Annotated in this window: 19 protein-coding genes; 18 read left to right on the plus strand and 1 reads right to left on the minus strand. The window is 60.4% G+C overall.

Annotated elements, in window-relative coordinates; translation table 11 throughout:
* Positions 1 to 22 precede the first annotated feature (22 nt).
* The 18 genes from DXC99_RS03915 to DXC99_RS04000 all read left to right on the plus strand — a co-directional run bounded on the left by DXC99_RS03915 (position 23) and on the right by DXC99_RS04000 (position 16,531).
* Complete coding sequence (locus DXC99_RS03915; protein WP_117629309.1) at positions 23 to 613, plus strand: hypothetical protein; 591 nt, start codon at positions 23 to 25, stop codon at positions 611 to 613.
* Positions 606 to 983 (plus strand): ATP-binding protein, encoded by a 378-nt coding sequence (locus DXC99_RS03920; RefSeq protein WP_117629310.1) that lies wholly within the window; start codon positions 606 to 608, stop codon positions 981 to 983. Before DXC99_RS03915 ends, DXC99_RS03920 begins: the two co-directional genes overlap by 8 nt.
* Before the next feature lies 1 nt (position 984).
* Positions 985 to 1,776, plus strand: a complete 792-nt coding sequence (locus DXC99_RS03925; RefSeq protein WP_117629311.1) for a SigB/SigF/SigG family RNA polymerase sigma factor — start codon at positions 985 to 987, stop codon at positions 1,774 to 1,776.
* Positions 1,773 to 3,182 (plus strand): AI-2E family transporter, encoded by a 1,410-nt coding sequence (locus DXC99_RS03930; protein ID WP_117629312.1) that lies wholly within the window; start codon positions 1,773 to 1,775, stop codon positions 3,180 to 3,182. The genes DXC99_RS03925 and DXC99_RS03930 overlap by 4 nt, the downstream gene beginning before the upstream one ends.
* Before the next feature lie 152 nt (positions 3,183 to 3,334).
* Positions 3,335 to 5,992: an alanine--tRNA ligase gene (gene alaS / locus DXC99_RS03935; protein ID WP_117629313.1), complete on the plus strand. Its 2,658-nt coding sequence runs from the start codon at positions 3,335 to 3,337 to the stop codon at positions 5,990 to 5,992.
* 17 nt (positions 5,993 to 6,009) lie between these two features.
* On the plus strand, positions 6,010 to 6,438 hold the full coding sequence (gene ruvX / locus DXC99_RS03940; RefSeq protein ID WP_117629314.1) for a Holliday junction resolvase RuvX: 429 nt from the start codon (positions 6,010 to 6,012) through the stop codon (positions 6,436 to 6,438).
* Positions 6,431 to 7,864 (plus strand): endolytic transglycosylase MltG, encoded by a 1,434-nt coding sequence (mltG, locus tag DXC99_RS03945; RefSeq protein ID WP_233505662.1) that lies wholly within the window; start codon positions 6,431 to 6,433, stop codon positions 7,862 to 7,864. The genes ruvX and mltG overlap by 8 nt, the downstream gene beginning before the upstream one ends.
* A 1-nt stretch (position 7,865) precedes the next feature.
* A complete protein-coding gene (locus DXC99_RS03950; protein WP_099431674.1) occupies positions 7,866 to 8,363 on the plus strand; it encodes a YqeG family HAD IIIA-type phosphatase in 498 nt (165 codons plus the stop codon).
* Positions 8,364 to 8,371: 8 nt separating this feature from the next.
* A complete protein-coding gene (locus tag DXC99_RS03955; protein WP_117629316.1) occupies positions 8,372 to 8,905 on the plus strand; it encodes a shikimate kinase in 534 nt (177 codons plus the stop codon).
* Positions 8,902 to 10,011 carry a hypothetical protein gene (locus tag DXC99_RS03960; RefSeq protein ID WP_117629317.1) on the plus strand — a complete coding sequence of 370 codons (1,110 nt, stop codon included), beginning with the start codon at positions 8,902 to 8,904 and terminating at the stop codon, positions 10,009 to 10,011. The genes DXC99_RS03955 and DXC99_RS03960 overlap by 4 nt, the downstream gene beginning before the upstream one ends.
* Before the next feature lie 132 nt (positions 10,012 to 10,143).
* On the plus strand, positions 10,144 to 11,274 hold the full coding sequence (locus tag DXC99_RS03965; protein WP_117629318.1) for a Xaa-Pro peptidase family protein: 1,131 nt from the start codon (positions 10,144 to 10,146) through the stop codon (positions 11,272 to 11,274).
* A gap of 159 nt (positions 11,275 to 11,433) precedes the next feature.
* Entirely contained in the window at positions 11,434 to 11,997 is a 564-nt protein-coding gene (gene efp, locus DXC99_RS03970) for an elongation factor P (protein ID WP_006233983.1), read from the plus strand.
* 24 nt (positions 11,998 to 12,021) lie between these two features.
* Positions 12,022 to 12,384 (plus strand): Asp23/Gls24 family envelope stress response protein, encoded by a 363-nt coding sequence (locus tag DXC99_RS03975; RefSeq protein WP_117629319.1) that lies wholly within the window; start codon positions 12,022 to 12,024, stop codon positions 12,382 to 12,384.
* 3 nt (positions 12,385 to 12,387) lie between these two features.
* A complete protein-coding gene (gene nusB, locus DXC99_RS03980; RefSeq protein WP_117629320.1) occupies positions 12,388 to 12,975 on the plus strand; it encodes a transcription antitermination factor NusB in 588 nt (195 codons plus the stop codon).
* Between the two features lie 2 nt (positions 12,976 to 12,977).
* Complete coding sequence (locus DXC99_RS03985) at positions 12,978 to 13,217, plus strand: exodeoxyribonuclease VII small subunit (RefSeq protein ID WP_117629321.1); 240 nt, start codon at positions 12,978 to 12,980, stop codon at positions 13,215 to 13,217.
* A 35-nt stretch (positions 13,218 to 13,252) separates the two neighbouring features.
* The gene (locus tag DXC99_RS03990; RefSeq protein WP_117629399.1) at positions 13,253 to 14,056 is read left to right on the plus strand and encodes a TlyA family RNA methyltransferase; all 804 of its coding nucleotides are present in this window, start codon (positions 13,253 to 13,255) and stop codon (positions 14,054 to 14,056) included.
* Positions 14,053 to 14,913 (plus strand): NAD(+)/NADH kinase, encoded by an 861-nt coding sequence (locus DXC99_RS03995; RefSeq protein WP_117629322.1) that lies wholly within the window; start codon positions 14,053 to 14,055, stop codon positions 14,911 to 14,913. Before DXC99_RS03990 ends, DXC99_RS03995 begins: the two co-directional genes overlap by 4 nt.
* Positions 14,903 to 16,531, plus strand: a complete 1,629-nt coding sequence (locus DXC99_RS04000) for a DNA repair protein RecN (RefSeq protein ID WP_117629323.1) — start codon at positions 14,903 to 14,905, stop codon at positions 16,529 to 16,531. Before DXC99_RS03995 ends, DXC99_RS04000 begins: the two co-directional genes overlap by 11 nt.
* A 59-nt stretch (positions 16,532 to 16,590) precedes the next feature.
* On the opposite strand, the gene DXC99_RS04005 is transcribed toward DXC99_RS04000, so the two are convergent.
* Entirely contained in the window at positions 16,591 to 17,448 is an 858-nt protein-coding gene (locus tag DXC99_RS04005; protein WP_117806188.1) for a MurR/RpiR family transcriptional regulator, read from the minus strand.
* Between the last annotated feature and the right edge of the window lie 251 nt (positions 17,449 to 17,699).

A 17,699-nucleotide genomic window follows, 5' to 3' on the forward strand; every position in this document is an offset into this window, starting at 1 on the left:
TCGATTCTTTCGGGAGGCTTGTATGAGTCCCATTCAAATCGCCCTGCTGGTGCTCGCCGTTGCCGGCGTGTGGGCTGTTGTCGAGCTCGCGCTCACGCTGCGCAAGACCCGCACCGTCGTCGACTCGCTCGACAAGACGGTGAGCGACCTCAATAATACGCTCGCCGAGGCACAGCCCGTGGTGGCAAAGCTCGATGGCGCCGTTGACGAGCTTACGCCGGCACTTGCCCAGATGGAGCCGCTCCTCAAGTCGAGCAAGACTGCCGTTGACGCCCTGACGTCTAACCTCGTTGAGGTTGAGGCGGTCGTTCGCGACATTTCCGAGGTTACGGGCAGCATGGCCGAGGCCAGTAATGCCGTATCGAGCGTGACTGATTCTGCGGCTGGTGCCGTTCAGAAGCTCTTTAATAAGGTGAAAGCCCCCGCAGCCGACGCCGAGCGCAAACTTTCCGCTGCCGCCGAAGCCGAGCAGCCGACTGAGCGCGTCCTAATTGGCGAAACCGGGGACGAGGCCGCTGCTGACGACGATGATGTTCAGAAGCCCGCAGCCAAGCCTGCTCAGTATTACACCTATACGCCTGCCGAGACCTCCGAGGAGTCCTGCGATGAGTAGTGAAGCAACCTGCCCCATCACGCTGAGCGTTGCCGGTGATCCTCGTCTCGCGCGCTTGGTGCGCATGACGGCCGCCAACGTCGGCGCCCTGTGCTCTATGTCCGTCGATCGCATCGAGGATATCCGCATGGCTGCCGAGGAAGCCTTCATCTTTGGGTGCACCGCGGTCGACTGCGACGACATCACGATCAATTTCGATGTGGACGAATCTCACGTCGGCATGACCTTTACCTTTGGGGAACAGGCCACCGTCGACGAGGATGACCAGGCTGCTGTGTATGCCGAGCTCATTCTTGCAAGCGTGTGCGATTCCTACGAAAAGACTGCGGCGCCCCTAACGCTTTCCCTCGACCTCAAGGCGGATATCTAATATGACCGAACGTTCCCGGAGCGGCAAGACCGCTTGGGACAAGGAGAAAACCCGCGAGCTGTTTCGTCGTTATAAGGAGACCGGCGATCCGGATGCTCGCGAGCAGCTCGTCATGTCCCATATGAACCTGGTAAGGTTTCTTGCCAACAAATTTAAGAACCGCGGCGAGCCGCTCGATGACCTTTTGCAGGTCGGGTACTTGGGCTTGCTCAAGGCTATCGATCGCTTTGATCCTGAGCGCGGACTCGAGTTCACGACGTTTGCCACGCCCACCATCTTGGGCGAGATTAAGCGCCACTTCCGCGACAAGGGCTGGAGCGTGCGCGTGCCCCGTCGTTTGCAGGAGCTCTCGGCCAAGGTCAACCAGGCTACCGATAAGCTCACCAACGAGCTGCAGCGTTCGCCCAAGGTTGAGGAAATCGCCGAATACCTGGACGTGACCGTCGACGAGGTGCTCGAAGCCATGGAGTCGTCCTCGGCCTACACCTCGGTGCCCATCGAGGCCCCCGGTGCGTCCGATTCCGATGATGCGCCTTCGATTCTCGATCGCTATGTCGACGACGACAACGAGCTCGACTTTACCGATGACCGCCTGGTAATCGAGGAAGCCATCCGCGATTTCTCGCCGCGCGAGCGCGAGGTTATCGAGCTGCGCTTCGTTAAGGGCATGACCCAGATCGAGATTGCCAAGAAGCTTGGCATCTCGCAGGTGCAGGTCTCGCGCCTGCTGCGCCGTACCCTTAAGAAGATTCAAGATAAGATCGACCCCGACGGAGTGATGATTCGTTCATGAGTGAGCACCCCCAACAAATCGATCGCGTGCTGCGCGACACCCGCATTCTGACGCTTCGCATTTGGGCTGTTGTCGGCTGCATTGTCATCGCCGCTGTCATCTTTAACCTTATGGGCATCCTGGCACCGGTTATTGAGTTTCTTGCCGTCGGCTCCATCATTGCTTTTGTGATGTCCCCGATCACCAACTGGCTCGAGCACCATGGCGTGAATCGCGGCATCGGTTCGCTTATCGCGCTAATTGTTGTTGTTGCCGTGCTCGTCGGTGTCGTTTGTATCTTGTCGCCGATTCTCTTTGGTCAGATCATGGAAGTCCTGAGCCGCCTGCCTGAGCAGCTTCGTGTTGCGGGTGGCGACCTCAACGAGATGATCTCGCATGCCAAGACGCTTAACAACACGCCGCTCAAGGAGTATCTGGACGATAATCTTTCGTCGCTTGTTACCGTGGCATCGAAGTACGTGTCTCAGATCGCTGCCGAGCTTGGCCGCGGTGTGTTCCCGCTCATCACCAATACGGCCTCGCAGTTGTTCGTGCTCTTCCTTGGTCTGGTGCTTGCGTACTGGATGGCCTGCGACTACCCTCGCATGCACCACGAGATTTGCACCATCATCGGTCAGGAGAAGGAGACCTCGTACCGCTTTATGGTCGCCATCCTTTCTCGCTCTGTCGGCGGCTACATGTGCGGTATGGTCGTGACGTCCATCTGCGGTGGTTTCCTCGCTTTTATCGGTTTTATTATCATCGGCCATCCGTATGCGGCGCTCATGGCTATCTTTACCGGCATCATGCATTTGGTTCCGGTCGTCGGTCCCTGGGTGAGCGCAGCAATCGCCACGGTGCTCGGTTTCATGTTCAGCCCCATGTTGGCGTTGTGGACGCTCGTCGTGACGATGGTCGCGCAAAACGTTACCGATAACGTGATTTCGCCCAAGGTCATGCAGAGCTCGGTTCAGGTGCATCCCATCATGAGCCTCACGGCGCTCGTTATTGGCTCGGCACTTATGGGCCCCATCGGCATGATTATTGCCATCCCGCTGTGTGCGGCCCTCAAGGGTATCTTCGTGTACTACTTCGAGAATGAGACCGGCCGCCAGCTTGTGGCTTATGACGGCGCCGTGTTTAAGGGCACGCCGTACCGCGATGCCGATGGCAACCCGGTCGCCGCCTACGATGCGCTCGGCGATGACACCTTCATTTACGAGTCCGAGCTCATCGGCAACGAGACTGCGCCCGAGGCCAAGGCCATGCCCAAGCCCGAGCTTGATAATCCCTGGATTAAGCTCTCTGGCCTGCAGCCCGATGCCACGGGCTTCTTCAAGAACCCCTTTGCCAAGGACGATGACTCCAACACTGACGACGATACCAAAACCGGCATCGACGGCTCCATGGACGATGACGACAAGTAGCGGGGTAATTCGGGCTAACATTCATACGCGCTAACATGCAATTTCGCTGAAGGGCCGGCATTGTGCCGGCCCTCTTTTTTGCACAGGCGCGGTGGGATGGTAATATCGTTACGTTTGAACTGTTTCGATGTGAAATCGAGGAGATTCCCTCTATGAGTGCTGACTACCCGTCAATGACTACGGCCGAGATCCGCTCCAAGTTCCTTAACTTCTTTGAGGAGCGCGGTCTTAAGCTCTATCCTTCTTCGTCCCTCGTCCCCGACGACCCTTCGCTGCTGCTTGCCAACGCCGGTATGAACCAGTTTAAGGAGTACTACCAGGGCAAGAAGACCATGAAGGAGATCGGCGCGATCTCCTGCCAGAAGTGCGTCCGCACCAACGACATCGATTGCATCGGCGAAGACGGCCGTCACCTGTCCTTCTTCGAGATGCTCGGCGACTTCTCCTTTGGCGGCGTCTCCAAGCAGCAGGCCTGCGCTTGGGCCTTTGAGCTCATTACCAAGGAGTTCAAGCTGCCGCTCGATCGCCTGTACTTCACCGTCTTTACCGAGGACGACGAGACTCATGACGTGTGGCGCTCCCTGGGCGTTGCCGAGGATCACATCTCCCGCCTGGGCGAGGACGACAACTTCTGGGCCGCTGGCCCCACCGGCCCCTGCGGTCCGTGCTCCGAGATCTACTTTGACATGGGCGAGGAGGTCGGCTGCGGCAGCCCCGACTGCAAGCCCGGCTGCGACTGCGACCGCTTCCTGGAGTTCTGGAATCTCGTCTTTACCCAGTACGACCGCCAGGAGGATGGCTCCATGCCGGAGCTGCCGCACCGCAACCTCGATACGGGCATGGGTCTGGAGCGCATGGCCGCCATCATGCAGCACAAGACCGCTAACTACGACGGCGATCTGATGCAGCACCTCATCAAGCTGGGCGAGAAGATCAGCGGCAAGACCTATGACGCCGACGATTACTCCGGTGCTAGCCGCTCCCTGCGCATCATCGCCGACCACTCCCGTGCCGTCGACTTTATGATCTCCGACGGCATCCTGCCCGGCAACGAGGGTCGCGAGTACGTCCTTCGCCGCCTGCTCCGCCGCGCCGTGTTCCACGGTCGCCTGCTGGGCATCGAGGGCGCCTTCCTGACCAAGTTCATTGACGAGGTCAACGCCCAGATGGGCGAGGCCTATCCCGAGCTGCTCAAGAACGTCGCGCTCGTTAAGGGTATCGTCGCTTCCGAGGAGGAGCGCTTCTCCACGACGCTCGACAACGGTCGCGTCTACCTGGATGAGGCCCTGGCAGCGCTTGCCGAGGGCGCTGTGCTTCCGGGCGATGTTGCCTTTAAGCTGCACGACACCTTTGGTTTCCCCATCGACCTGACCGTCGAGATCGCCGGCACCGCCGGTCACAACGTCGATATGGACGGCTTCACCGCTTGCATGGAGGACCAGAAGGCCCGCGCTCGCGCCAACGCCAAGGGCGATGCTTGGGGCAGCTTCAACGACGTGTGGGTCGAGCTTTCCGACAAGGTTGCCGCGACCGAGTTCGACGGCTATGACAACGATGTGATCGAGGATGCCAAAGTTGTCGCTATCGTTCGCAACGGTGAGTCCGTCGAGTCCGCCGCTGCGGGCGAGGACGTCGAGGTCGTGCTCGACCGCACCCCGTTCTACGCCGAGATGGGTGGCCAGCAGGGCGATGCCGGCGAGCTTTTCGCCGAGGGCGTTGCGCTGACCGTTTCCGATACCAAGAACCACAATGGCCTGTATGCTCACGTCGCCCACGTTGCCGAGGGTACGCTGACCGTCGGTACTACCGTGACCGCCGCGCTCGACGCCGAGCGCCGTGGTTTCCTGCGCCGCAACCACACCGCCACCCACCTGCTCGACGCTGCGCTTAAGCAGGTCCTGGGCGAGCATGTCTCCCAGGCTGGCTCGCTGGTGACGCCCGAGCACCTGCGCTTTGACTTCACGCACTTCGAGGCCCTGTCCTCCGAGCAGCTCAAGGCTGTCGAGGACCTGGTCAACCAGCAGATCTTCGCCTCCAAGCCGGTCGTGACCCGCGTCATGGGCATCGACGAGGCCAAGGCCGCCGGTGCTGTCGCCCTGTTTGGCGAGAAGTATGGCGACGTCGTCCGCGTTGTCTCCGTGGGCGCCGAGGACCAGCCGTTCTCCCGTGAGCTCTGCGGTGGCACCCATGCCGCCAACACCGCCGAGATCGGCCTGTTCAAGATCATTTCCGAGTCCTCTACGGGCTCCAACGTCCGCCGTATTGAGGCCGTGACCTCTAAGGGTGCTCTCGACTACATGGCCGACCGTCTGGCGCTCGTCGACGCCGCCGCTGCTGCGCTCAAGTGCCGCGTGGATGAGGTTCCCGCCCGCGTGGAGAACCTGCAGGCCGAGCTGCGCGAGACTTCCAACAAGCTCAAGAAGGCGCTGACCGGTGGCTCCTCCGACGCTATCTCCAGCGCCATCGAGGGCGCCGTCGAGCTCGACGGCTACAAGCTCGTCGTCGCTGAGCTCCAGGGCCTTGAGGCTGTCGACCTGCGCAACGTCTGGGATACCGTGCACCAGAAGGTCGCCGGTCCTGTCGCCTGCGTCGTCGCCAGCGTGACCGAGAAGGGCACCCCAGCCCTGCTCGCCGCCGGCTCCGATGACGCCGTCAAGGCCGGTTTCCACGCCGGTAACGTGATCAAGCAGATCGCGGGCCTGGTCGACGGTCGCGGTGGCGGCCGTCCCAACATGGCCCAGGCCGGTGGCAAGAACGCCGCCGGCATCGCCGATGCCCTCGCGGCCGCTAAGACCGCGCTCGGCGCCTAAGAATCTAGGTAGTCGCTGTGGTCGCGCTTGCGCTGGACATAGGGGAGACCAGGATCGGCATCGCCGTCTCGAGCCGTGATGGCAAGATGGCGATGCCTGTCAAGGTGCTCCCGGCTGCAGAGGTCACCGGTATGGCCAAGACGTTCCGCTACCTGCTCGAGGACTATGAGCCCGATATCCTGGTAAGTGGGCGTCCCCTGACCATGGCCGGTGAGCCCGGTCCCCAGGCCGAGCGTGTTGCCGCTGTTGCGCAAAAGATTGCCGACGAGCTCGATCTTCCGTTGGAGTTTGAGGACGAGCGCCTGTCCTCGCAAGAGGCCAAGCGTATCCTGCGCGAGCAGGGCCTCAACGAAAAACAGATGAGGGGCAAGATTGACATGATTGCCGCCAGCCTGTTTTTGCAGACGTGGCTTGATCGTAAAAACGAGGAGGTTTCGCATGCCTAGCGCTCCCGATCCGCGCCAGCCGAATCGTACACGTCAGCCGTCGTCGCGCCCTGCCCAGCCTGGCCAGCGTCCGGCACAGCCGACCCAGCGCGCAGCTCAATCTGCCGCGCGCCCGGTGCAGTCCTCCTCTCGTTCGGCCCAACCTGTTCAACGGACGGGTCAGCAGCCTTCTGCTCGTTCGGTTCAGTATCAGGCTTCTCACGCGGCTCAGCAGCCCGCTGCTCGTTCGGCTCAGCCTGCAGGCGGTGCTCGCTTTAAGCATCAGGCACCTACTCAGCGAACGCAGGCCCCCCAATCGCATTCGCATCACGCTCGCGGTTCGCATGGCGTTGCTCCGGCGGCCCGCTCGAGCTACAACACGCATGCTCGTCGCGGTGCCCAAAAGAAAAGCTCCCCGGTGCCCATGATTGTCGGCGTCGTGGTGGCCGTAATCGCGCTTGCTACTATCGCTTTCTTTGTCGTGCCTGCCGTCAAGGGCTTCTTTACCGGTGAGGATACGAAGGTCGCGGCTGGTCAGCAGGTTACGGTGACCATTCCCGACGGTGCTTCGGGCGATACGATCGCCTCGATTCTCTCCGAGAACCATATCGTCGAAAATCCTAAGGATTACTACGCGGCGGTGAAAAAGCTCAACGCCGATATGTCGCTTAAGCCTGGCACCTACTCGTTCTCCACGCTCATGGATGCGACCAAGGTCGTCCAGCAGCTCATGGAAGGCCCCAACGCGGGCTCCAATGCGCTGACTATCCCTGAGGGCCTGACAGTCGATCAAGTCGCGGACCGTGTGGCCCAGGCCTACGACAGCATCTCTAAGGAAGACTTCCTCAATCAGGCCAAGGCCTCTAACTACGTGGACGACTATAGCTTCCTTAAGGGCGCCGCCAACGATTCGCTCGAGGGTTTCTTATTCCCCAAGACCTATTCGTTAGGCGATTCGCCGACGGCTGATGACGTGATTCGCGCCATGCTCGATCAGTTTAAGACCGAGTACAAGTCGCTTGACTTTGCGAGCTGCGAAGCCAAGATCAAGGAACGCTACGGTGTGGAGATGTCCGACTACGACATCGTCAACTTGGCCTCTATCGTTGAGCGCGAGGGCCTCAACGCCGATCAACGTGCGCACGTGGCCTCGGTCTTCTACAACCGCCTTGCCGGCAAGCTCGACGGTCTGCGCTATCTCAACAGCGATGCGACCATGATGTATGTCACCGGTGGCGAGGTTACCGCCGATGACCTGCAGAGCGATAGCCCGTATAACACCTATAAGCACGAGGGCCTGCCACCCACGCCCATCTGCTCTCCGTCGCTCGAGGCACTCAAGGCCACGCTTGAGCCGACCGACTCCGATGACCTGTATTTCTACATTACGCAGGACGAGGAGTACTTCTCGCAAACCTACGAAGAGCATCAACAGTCTTGGAATTAGCATGAGGATTTTTAGCCCCAAACGATACGTTGCCTCGGTCGATCGCATCGACCTTGATACCCTGTGGGCCGACGGCAAACGCGCCATTCTGCTCGATCGCGATAACACTCTGGTTCCGCGCGACACCGAGCAGGTTCCCGCCGCGGTTTCCGCTTGGCTCGATACCGCCCGCGCCAAAGGCTTTAAGCTGTGCATGGTGTCCAACAACTGGCATCGCGATCAGGTCATGAGCTCTGCACGCGAGCTGGGACTCGAGGCCATCAGCCACGCCATGAAGCCCGCCCCGTTTGCCTTGAAGGCGGGTCTTAAGCGCCTTGGCGCCACGGCAGACGAGGCGGTGCTGATCGGCGATCAGCTGTACACGGACGTGTGGAGCGGTAACTTTGCCGGCGTTGACACTATTCTGGTCAAGCCGCAGGCAACCCAGGACCTGTGGTACACGCAGATCTTCCGTATCTTTGAGCGCCGGGCCCTGCGCGACCTTCCCTGCGAGGAATAGGTTTCGCCATGTCTCAGCACATCAAACACGGCTGCGACCATATCTTCTTTATCGGCTTTTTGGGCGTGGGCAAATCGACGCTTGCGCGCAATGTGGGCACTATGTTCAAGCGGCGTTTTATCGATACCGATCGTTTGGTTGTGCGTCGATGTGGCAAGTCGGTGACCGAGATATTTGAGACCGAGGGCGAGGATCGTTTTCGCGAGCTTGAGACCTCGGCACTCCGTTCGCTTCAAAGCGAGCGCAGCCTGCTGGTGTCGTGCGGGGGTGGCATCGTCGAGACGCCGGTGAACATTGAGCTGATGCATGAGATGGGTATATGCGTGTACCTCGAAGGCGACTTTGAGGACTCGTTGCGCCAGATTCGCCGCTCCGATACCCGGCCCGATTTCCGCTCGCCCGAGCACGCTGCGCGCCTGTTTGAGCATCGCCGTCCGCTGTATCGCCAGGCCGCCGATATTACCCTTGATATTCGCAACAAGTCCTTCGAGGACGTTTCCTACCTTTGTGCCGAGATGCTTTTGGAGCGTGGACTGCTATGATTCGCCGTCAACTTATCAATTTCCAAAACCGCAGTATCGATGTCCGCGTTGGATTGGGCGCGTTCGAGGAGCTGTCGCGCATGTTTGCCTCGGCCGTGGGCAAGCCTAAGCGCGCGATGGTGGTTTGGAACGACGCTACATCCGAGCGTTTTGGCGAGGTCGTCGAGCATGCGCTGGTCGACGCCGGTTTTGCCGTGTCGCTGCTCGTCCTCGAGGTTTCTCCTGCCGGTGCTACGCTGGCCGATGCCGATACCGTCTTTGGCGCCCTGTCGGCTAACGGCATTACCTGCGACGATCTCGTTGTCGCTGTCGGTGACACGGCGACCTGCTCGGTCGTTTGTTGGTGTGCCAATCAGTGGTGCGGTCGCACCGAGTGCGCCTTGCTGCCGACGACGTTCGACGCCATGCTCACGGTTGCGACGACCATGAAGCCGCTTGTCGCCTCGTCTACGAATGCGCTTCCCGCTATCGCGTTCCGTCCCGAGCCGGGCTTGGTCGTGTGCGACCTCGACCTTGTTCGCGAGGCGGACCCCGAGGACCTCAAGCTCGGCTATGCGGTACTTGTTGGCACCATGCTTTCGAGCAGCAAGTCCCGCTGGAATCAGTTTGCTGAGACCGTCCCCGAGATTCTCGCGGGCGAGGAGGTCGCGCTCGTCAATGCCGTTCAGTGGTCTCAGACTGCCCGTAAGGACGTACTGATGGCCACGAACCCGAGCGCCCGCCATGCGCTCGATTTTGGCAAGACAGGGGAGCGTACTCTGCGCGTCTGCCTGGGCAAAGCCGCGGCGCAGGTTCCTGCCTACCAGCTGCTGTCCGAGGGCATGCGCTTTGAGGCGCGCCTAGCACATGATGCCTGCGACTTTGATATCGATTACGTCTTTGAGGTCGATGACTGCCTGGAGGACTTTGGTATCGAGGAGCTTGCCTTCGATCTGGAGCCTGCCGCATATATCGAGGAGTTCCGCAGGCAGCAGTTTGTTCGCTCGAACCGCAGCATGTTGCCGCTGCCCGCGGCGCTCGGCGCCATTCGTCTAACGAGCGTTGAGGACGAGGTTCTCGACCGCCATGCTCACGCATACTTGGCTTCTCGTAAAGAACTTCTCTAGGATTTATTGACATACATCGTCTTTCGTATCATGTTGAGGGGCGGGTTTCCAATCGGTTGCGAATCGCGCGCGATTCCATCTTTCGATCGAGGCCCGTCCCGCTTTTATGAGGACAATAAGAAAGGAATCTGCATGTCTGAGTTTGCTGCCGGTCCTGCCGGTCGTATCGAGCGTGTCCGTGCCCTGATGGCTGAGCGCGGCTACGACGCTATCGTCGTGCGCGACGAGGCCAACCTTCGTTGGCTCACGGGCGTGAAGGGCGTCTTCGACTACACCTTCGAGTTCCCGCACGCTGCATTTATTACGGCCGACCAGTGCCTGTTCCATACCGACTCACGCTATCTCAACAGCTTTGAGGAGAACACGTCCGCCGGCAGCCCCTGGGTCTACGACATGGACGAGGGCACCATCCCCGGTTGGGTCGCCGGCAAGATCGCGGCTAACAAGTGCCGTGTCTGCGCTATCGAGGACGACATGCAGATCAACTTCTACCAGGGTATCCAGCGTGGCCTTGAGGATCGTTCCGTCGCCTGCATGCTGCCGCTGATGCATGACGACATTCGCAAGATGCGCGCCATCAAGGACGCCGAGGAGATCGAGCTCATGCGCCATGCGCAGTCGATTACCGACGCCGCCTTCCAGCACATGCTCGGCTATATTAAGCCCGGTATGACCGAGAAGCAGGTTCGCAACGAGCTCGAGAACTTTATGTTCGCCAACGGCGCCGACAGCCTGGCCTTCGGCTCCATCGTGGCGAGCGGCCCCAACACCGCCAACCCGCATGCCGTCCCGAGCGACCGCGTGATCGAGAAGGGCGACTTCGTTCTCATGGATTATGGCGCGGGCTATTGCGACTACCGCTCCGACATGACTCGTACCGTCGTGATGGGCGAGCCCACGCAGGAGCAGCTCGACTTGTACGCGCTCGTGCGCCGTGCGCACGAGGAGTGCGTCGCCGCCATCCATCCGGGCGTCGAGGGCAACGACATTTTCAAGCTTTCCAAGAAGATCATTGGCGATGCCGGCTATGGCGATTACTACAACCATGGTCTGGGCCACGGCGTGGGCATTGACATCCACGAGCTGCCCAACTTCAACCGCAGCAAGAATATCATCGAGGTCGGCTCGGTTATCACCATGGAGCCCGGCGTCTACCTGCCCGGCGTGGGCGGCGTGCGCCTGGAGGACTACGGCGTGGTCACCGAGAACGGCTACGAGCCCTTCACCAAGACGCCGCATGACCTTCACGTCATCGATTGCTAGCCCATTTCGATAGATTTTTGGGGCGGGGCCTCCGGAGCAATTCGGACGCCCCGCGTTCTCTTTTTATGCGCTCGCTGCAGGCGCCGTCTGCAAGTGTATAATTTCGCTCGTATGTAATTTGGACGCTTGTGCGTTCTGCCCATAACAAGAAAGGTCGCTATGCCTACCATTTCTACCGCCGACTTCAAGAACGGCCTCGGTCTCCGCATTAAGGACAAGGTCTACACCATCGTCGAGTTCCAGCATGTCAAGCCGGGCAAGGGCGGCGCGTTTGTGCGCTACAAGACCCGCGACATCAAGAGCGGCCGCGTCGTCGAGAACACCTGCAACGCCGGCACCAAGTTCGAGAGCGTCATGCTCACCACCCGTGAGTTCCAGTACCTCTACAACGATGGCACCGACTACATCTTCATGGACAACGAATCCTATGAGCAGGTTCCCGTTCCCGAGGACATGGTGGGCGAGAACTCCAAGTGGCTGCGCGAGAACGACATCTGCCAGCTGCTCTTCGCCGACGATGAGCTCATGGGCGTGACTCCGCCGATGTTCATCGAGACCACCATCGTCCAGACCGACCCGGGCTTTAAGGGCGACACCGTCCAGGGTTCCACCAAGCCGGCCACGATCGACACCGGCGCTGTCATCCAGGTCCCCATGTACCTCAACGAGGGCGAGGTCATCAAGGTTGACACCCGCGACGGCAAGTTCGTCTCCCGCGTCTAGCAACCAACTCTTCTAGGAGGACTCATGCCCCAGGAAATCAAGATTGACGGCATCGGCATTTCGCCCGATGTTCTGACCGCCATCGTCTCGCGCGCCGTGTCCGATGTCGAGGGCATCGCCTCCGTTGGCGTCAAGGACCTTGCCACCAACCTTGTCTCCATGATGCTCTCGTCCAAGGCCCCGGCTTCCGAGCCGGCGGTCGAGACCGAGGTCGTCGGCGACAAGCTCGCACTCACCGTGCGCGTTGTGGTGTTCTTTGGCTATCCGTTCAAGAAACTCGCCGAGGCCGTTCGCGCTGCCGTGGTCGCTGCCATCGATGCTCAGGTGGGCGTCGAGGTCGAGCGCGTTGACGTTTGCATTGACGGCCTCGTTTTCCCCAAGGAGTAACCTTTGAGCCTTAAGGTTTATCGCGGGCGCACGCTTGCCCGCAGTCAGGCGCTGCAGCTGCTGTTCCAGGCCGAGGCCACGGACAGCCCGCTCGAGCGCGTCCTCGAGGGCGATTTCCTGATCTCGAAGGGCCCCCTCGACCCCTATGCGCTGGAGCTGTGCCGCGGTGCCTACGAGCATATCGATCGCATCGACTGCGCTCTGCGCGCCGTCGCCAAGAACTGGGATCTTATGCGCATGCCCGGCGCCGACCGCAATCTGCTGCGTATCGCCGTCTATGAGATGCGTTTCCTCACCGACGAGGAGGTCTCGGACGCCATCGTGATCAACGAGGCCGTCGAACTTGCCAAGGCCTATGGCACCGACCAGTCCGCGTCGTTCGTCAACGGCGTGCTGGGCAAGATCGCGCGCAGCGAGGAGTTGCCGGGCGAGGACCTGTACCAGGAACTGCTGGCCGAGGATCGCGCTCGCGAGGAGGTCCAGGCTGCTGAGGCTGCCGCCAAGGTCGCTGCCGCTCAGGCTACCGCCGGTGTACTTGCCGAGGATGTGGACGCTGCTGAGGCCGTCGAGGCCGACTCCGTCGAGGAGTAGCCATGCCAGAGGGTTCTGTCCGCAACTTTGACGAGATTTCGGACCGTCTGGACCAGATCATCGCTACCGTTCGCTCCAAGGATACGTCCTTGGAGCGTTCACTCGATCTGTTTGACGAAGCGATTGAGCTGGGCTCCCGCGCGGTCGATATGGTCAACAAGTTTGAGCTGACGCCGCGTGAGGCCGATAAGCTCGAGCAGGAATACGATGAGGATGCGGCAAACGAATCCCAGGATAGCTAGGCCGCATCTCCGGATACGAATGGTTGATGGCATTCATGAAACGCGTGCGTCTTGATGACGAACTGATTTCACAGGGCATCTGCGCCGATCGCGCGGATGCCCTTCGCACTCTTATGGCCGGATTGGTCTCGAGTGGCGGCGAGCGCTTGACTTCGCCGGGCCTTAAGGTGATTCCGGGTCTGCCACTGCACGTGAAGGGGCGCATTCCCTATGTTGGCCGCGGCGGTCTTAAGCTCGAAGGCGCGCTTGATGCGTTTGGCATCAATCCGACGGGCCTTAGCTGTCTGGATGTGGGCTGCTCTACCGGCGGCTTTACCGATTGCCTGCTCAAGCGCGGAGCTGCGACCGTTGTCTCGGTGGACGTGGGTCGCGCCCAGTTCGATTGGTCGTTGCGTCAGGATGATCGCGTGACGCTGCATGAGCGCACAAACGTGACGCAGCTGCCTGAGCTTGGCTATGCCGGTGCCATCGACCTGGCTGTATGTGATGTCTCGTTTACCGGCATCGCGAATATCATCGACGCCGTGCTGGCGTGCCTGAAGCCTTCGGGTTCGTTCTGCACGCTCGTAAAGCCCCAGTTTGAGGCGCCGGCTGCGCTGGTGGGCGAGCGCGGTATCGTGACCGACCCCGCCGTCCGCCGCGATACGCTCGTGGCGGCGATTGAGCTTTTTGCCGCCAAGGGCCTGTTCCCGCTTGACGTGTGCGTGTCGCCCATCCATGGCGCTAAGGGCAACGTTGAGTTTTTCCTGTACGGCACAAGGTTTGCCCCTGGTGAACGCACCGACGATGAGCTGCAATCCCAGGTATCGGCTTTGAGCGAGAAAGCTGCAACGCTATGAAGGTCTTTCTGGTTCCCAATTACTACAAGCAAGAGGCGGTCGAGAGCGGCCTGATGCTCGAGCTTTGGCTTTCGCGCCAGGGCTACGAGGTCGCATGGGCTGCCGACCAGCGATCGAAGATTCAAAGCGCGCCTGATATTGATGGCTCAGATCTGGTCATTACGCTCGGCGGCGACGGTACGTTGCTGCGCGCTGCCCGCATCCTCAACCATCGCGAGATTCCTATCCTTGGTCTTTCCTATGGTCACCTGGGCTTTTTAACGGCCGCGAGCCCCGAGGAGCGCGACATTTTGCAGGTTGTGAGCGATGCCCTGTCCGGCGAGCTCCACGTGAGCCGCCGCGCCACCATCGCCGCCGATATCGTTTCGGTGCGCGAAGATGGCACGAAGGATGTCGTGCGCACGTTTGCCCTCAACGATATGGCACTTACGCGCGGACCTCTTTCCGATATGGTCGAATTTGACATCACGGTTTCCGGCCATCATATCGATCGCCTGCGCGGTGACGGTGTCGTCGTGTCGACGGCGACTGGCTCTACCGGCTATGCGCTTTCCGCCGGCGGCCCCATCGTCAGCCCCGATTACACGGGTATGGTCTGTGTGCCCATCGCTCCGCATACCATTCAGGCTCGCGCTTTTTTGACCTCGCCGAGTGATGTCGTCGAGATCTTTATGTCCGATGATCGTCCGAGCGTGCCGGCGATTGCCATCGACGGACAGTTTATTACCTGCGATGGCACGGTCGAGAGCGTGGCGGTGCGTCGCGGTCCCGGCGATGTGTTGCTGCTGGATTACGGCCCCGAGAGCTTCTATAACTCGGTGAGCCGCGTGTTCTACGGAGTGCGTCATGATCGATGAGCTGCAGGTTTCTAACATTGCACTCATTCGTGAGGCGACGCTGGTTCCGAGTGCTGGCCTGACTGTCCTGACCGGCGAGACCGGTGCCGGTAAGACCGCGCTGCTTTCGGCGCTCAAGCTCATATTGGGCGAGCGTGCAGATTCGTCGACGGTGCGCGAGGGAGAGGAGCTTGCCAGCGTCGAGGCGCGCTTGTTCGATGGCCCGCACGACTCGGAGGGTTTCACCGTGCAGCGCAGCCTTTCTGCCGAAGGCCGCAGTCGCGTAAAAATTGACGGCCGCATCGCCAGCGTGCGTGAGCTTTCGGAGCGCGTCGGCGTCATGATGGATCTTTGCGGTCAGCACGAGCACCAGCGCTTGCTCGATCCGGCGCATCATGTTGCCATGGTCGATGCCTGGGCTGGACGCGCAGCGCATGAGGCGCTCGAGAAGTATCGCGCCTGTTTTAAGGCTTCGCGTGACGCCGCCAAGGAGCTTCGCCGTGTGGAGGAAGCCTCGCGTGCGCAGGGGAGCCGTGTCGAGGAGGCTCGCTTTGCCCTCGAGCGCATCGGCGCGGTCGACCCCAAGCCGGGCGAGTATGAGGAACTCGAGGAACTGCTGCCGCGCTCCGAACATGCCGAGGTACTGGTTGCCACAGCTAACGATGCCCATGCATCGCTTGCCGCCGAAGGTGGAGCGCTCGATGCCGTGAACAGCGCCGTGGCCGAGCTTTCCCGTATGGCTACCGTCGATCGCAAACTGGGCGACATTGCCGATGCGCTTTCGGATGCCTGCATCTCCCTTGAGGATAGCGCGAACGAGCTTCGTGCCTATCGCGATGGCGTCGCCTTCGACCCGCGCGAGTTCGCTCGCATGCGTGAGCGGTATTCCGACCTCAAGGGCCTGTTGCGTCAGTGGGGTCCCACCATGGACGATGTTTTTGCCATGCGCGATCGCTCGCAAGAGCTGCTGTCCCTGGTCGATGATGGCGATGAGCAGATCAAAAAGGCGCGTGAGGCACTCGGGAGCGCCGAGCGCGAGCTGTTCGCTGCCGCCAAGGCGCTTAAGCGCGCTCGCAATACGGCGGCCCCGCGCTTCTGCCACGAGGTTGGTCGTCAGATGGCACGCTTGGAGATGGGCGGCGCCGAGCTCGTTTGGGAGTCGCGTGATCTTCCGCGCGCCGAGTGGACGCCGGCGGGTCCTTCGAGCTACGAGCTTTTGTATCGCAGCGGTGCCTGCTTGACGCCGCGACCCCTGCGCCGCATTGCGTCGGGCGGCGAGCTCAGCCGCGTTATGCTCGCGAGCAAGGTGGTCTTGGGTAATGCTGACGGCGTCGATACACTGGTATTTGACGAGGTCGATGCCGGTGTCGGCGGCTCCACGGCTCGTGCTCTTGCTGGTGTGCTGGTCGATCTTGCCGCTACGCATCAAGTGATTGTCGTAACCCACTTGGCGCAAGTCGCCGTCATGGCCGATAAGCACTACGTGGTGAGCAAGGAACCCGGCGATGTTCCCCAGACGCATCTGGACGAGGTGACGGGAGACGCCCGTACCGCAGAGATCGCCCGAATGCTGAGCGGCGATCAGTCCGAGGCAAGCTTGGCCCACGCAAAGCAGATGCTCGAAGAAGCTCGAGGCTAAGTTGTATCAGCGGTGTTGGTGGGACAAAATAGACTGAAATTTTTGTCCCACTACGCGTTTTACTCAACGACCTTGTCCGGCTGGATGAGCTCCTCGTAGTAGCTGATATGTTCGCGAGCGTCTTCAATCTCGGGCAGCAGGAAGTTGTAGATAACTTCGATGATCATCGTGGCACTGATCTTGGAGAACGCAAAGTCACCCGTCGTCAGCAGCGCCTCGTGGTTGACGGTATTAAAAGTGTAGTCTGCCAGGCGCGCGAGTGGAGACTTGCTGTCGCTGCTGATGACGACTACGGTGGCACCGCAGTCGCGAGCCGCTTTTGCCATGCGATTCAGTCGGCGCGACTTGCCGGAGTTTGAGATGAGCACGATGACGTCACCCGGGCGCAACGTGAGCGCAAAGCCGATTGATGTCTCGCTAATGGTGCTCGCCATGCAGCGCAGGCCCAGCTGCGAAAACTTAAACGTCGCATCGAGCGCGACCGCGTTCGTATTTCCCACAGCCGCAAACTCAATAACCCCTGCATGCTTAAGGGCATGCACAACAGCCGCCAACGTATCGTGGTCGATCCCGTCGATGGTCGCATTAAGCTCGCTCACCTTGGCAGCCAGGATGTTCTTAAGGCTCTGCTCCATATTGTCGAGCGAGACTTCGTCAGTCAGGCCCTCGTTGCGCTGGCTTTCCAAATCCCTCGCCAACGAAAACTGAAAGCTGCGGAAGCTGCCAAAGCCAAGCTTGCGGCAGAAGCGCGAAACGGTCGCCTCGGACGTGGCGGCGGCGCGCGAGAGCTGAGCCGCCGTGAGGCGTGGCGCCTCGGACTGGTGCTCCAATATATAGTCGACAATGCGCTGCTCGGATTCGCTGTATCCCTGATGGGTACTAATGAGGGAAAGTGCGCTCTTGCTACTATCGGTCATGGATGGCTCCTGGTTGGCATGATAATCGGACTCGTTTTGTACTGTCATAGTATAGGGGGATTTTCAATTACAAGATACACCTTGCCGTTTCAAGTGTTGATGGTAAACTTTCACCTACCGTTTACGGTTATGAAAGAACCTTTCACCGGAGAATTGCTCCTTGTCTCTTCTCACGCGGACGGTAGGTTGGTATCTTTCAGTTGTGGAAAAGCGCGCAAGGACGCGCGTGTAGGGGAGCGCCTGCGGGCGCA

Origin of the sequence: Collinsella sp. TF10-11AT, from assembly GCF_003437565.1 — a bacterium.
GTDB lineage: Bacteria > Actinomycetota > Coriobacteriia > Coriobacteriales > Coriobacteriaceae > Collinsella.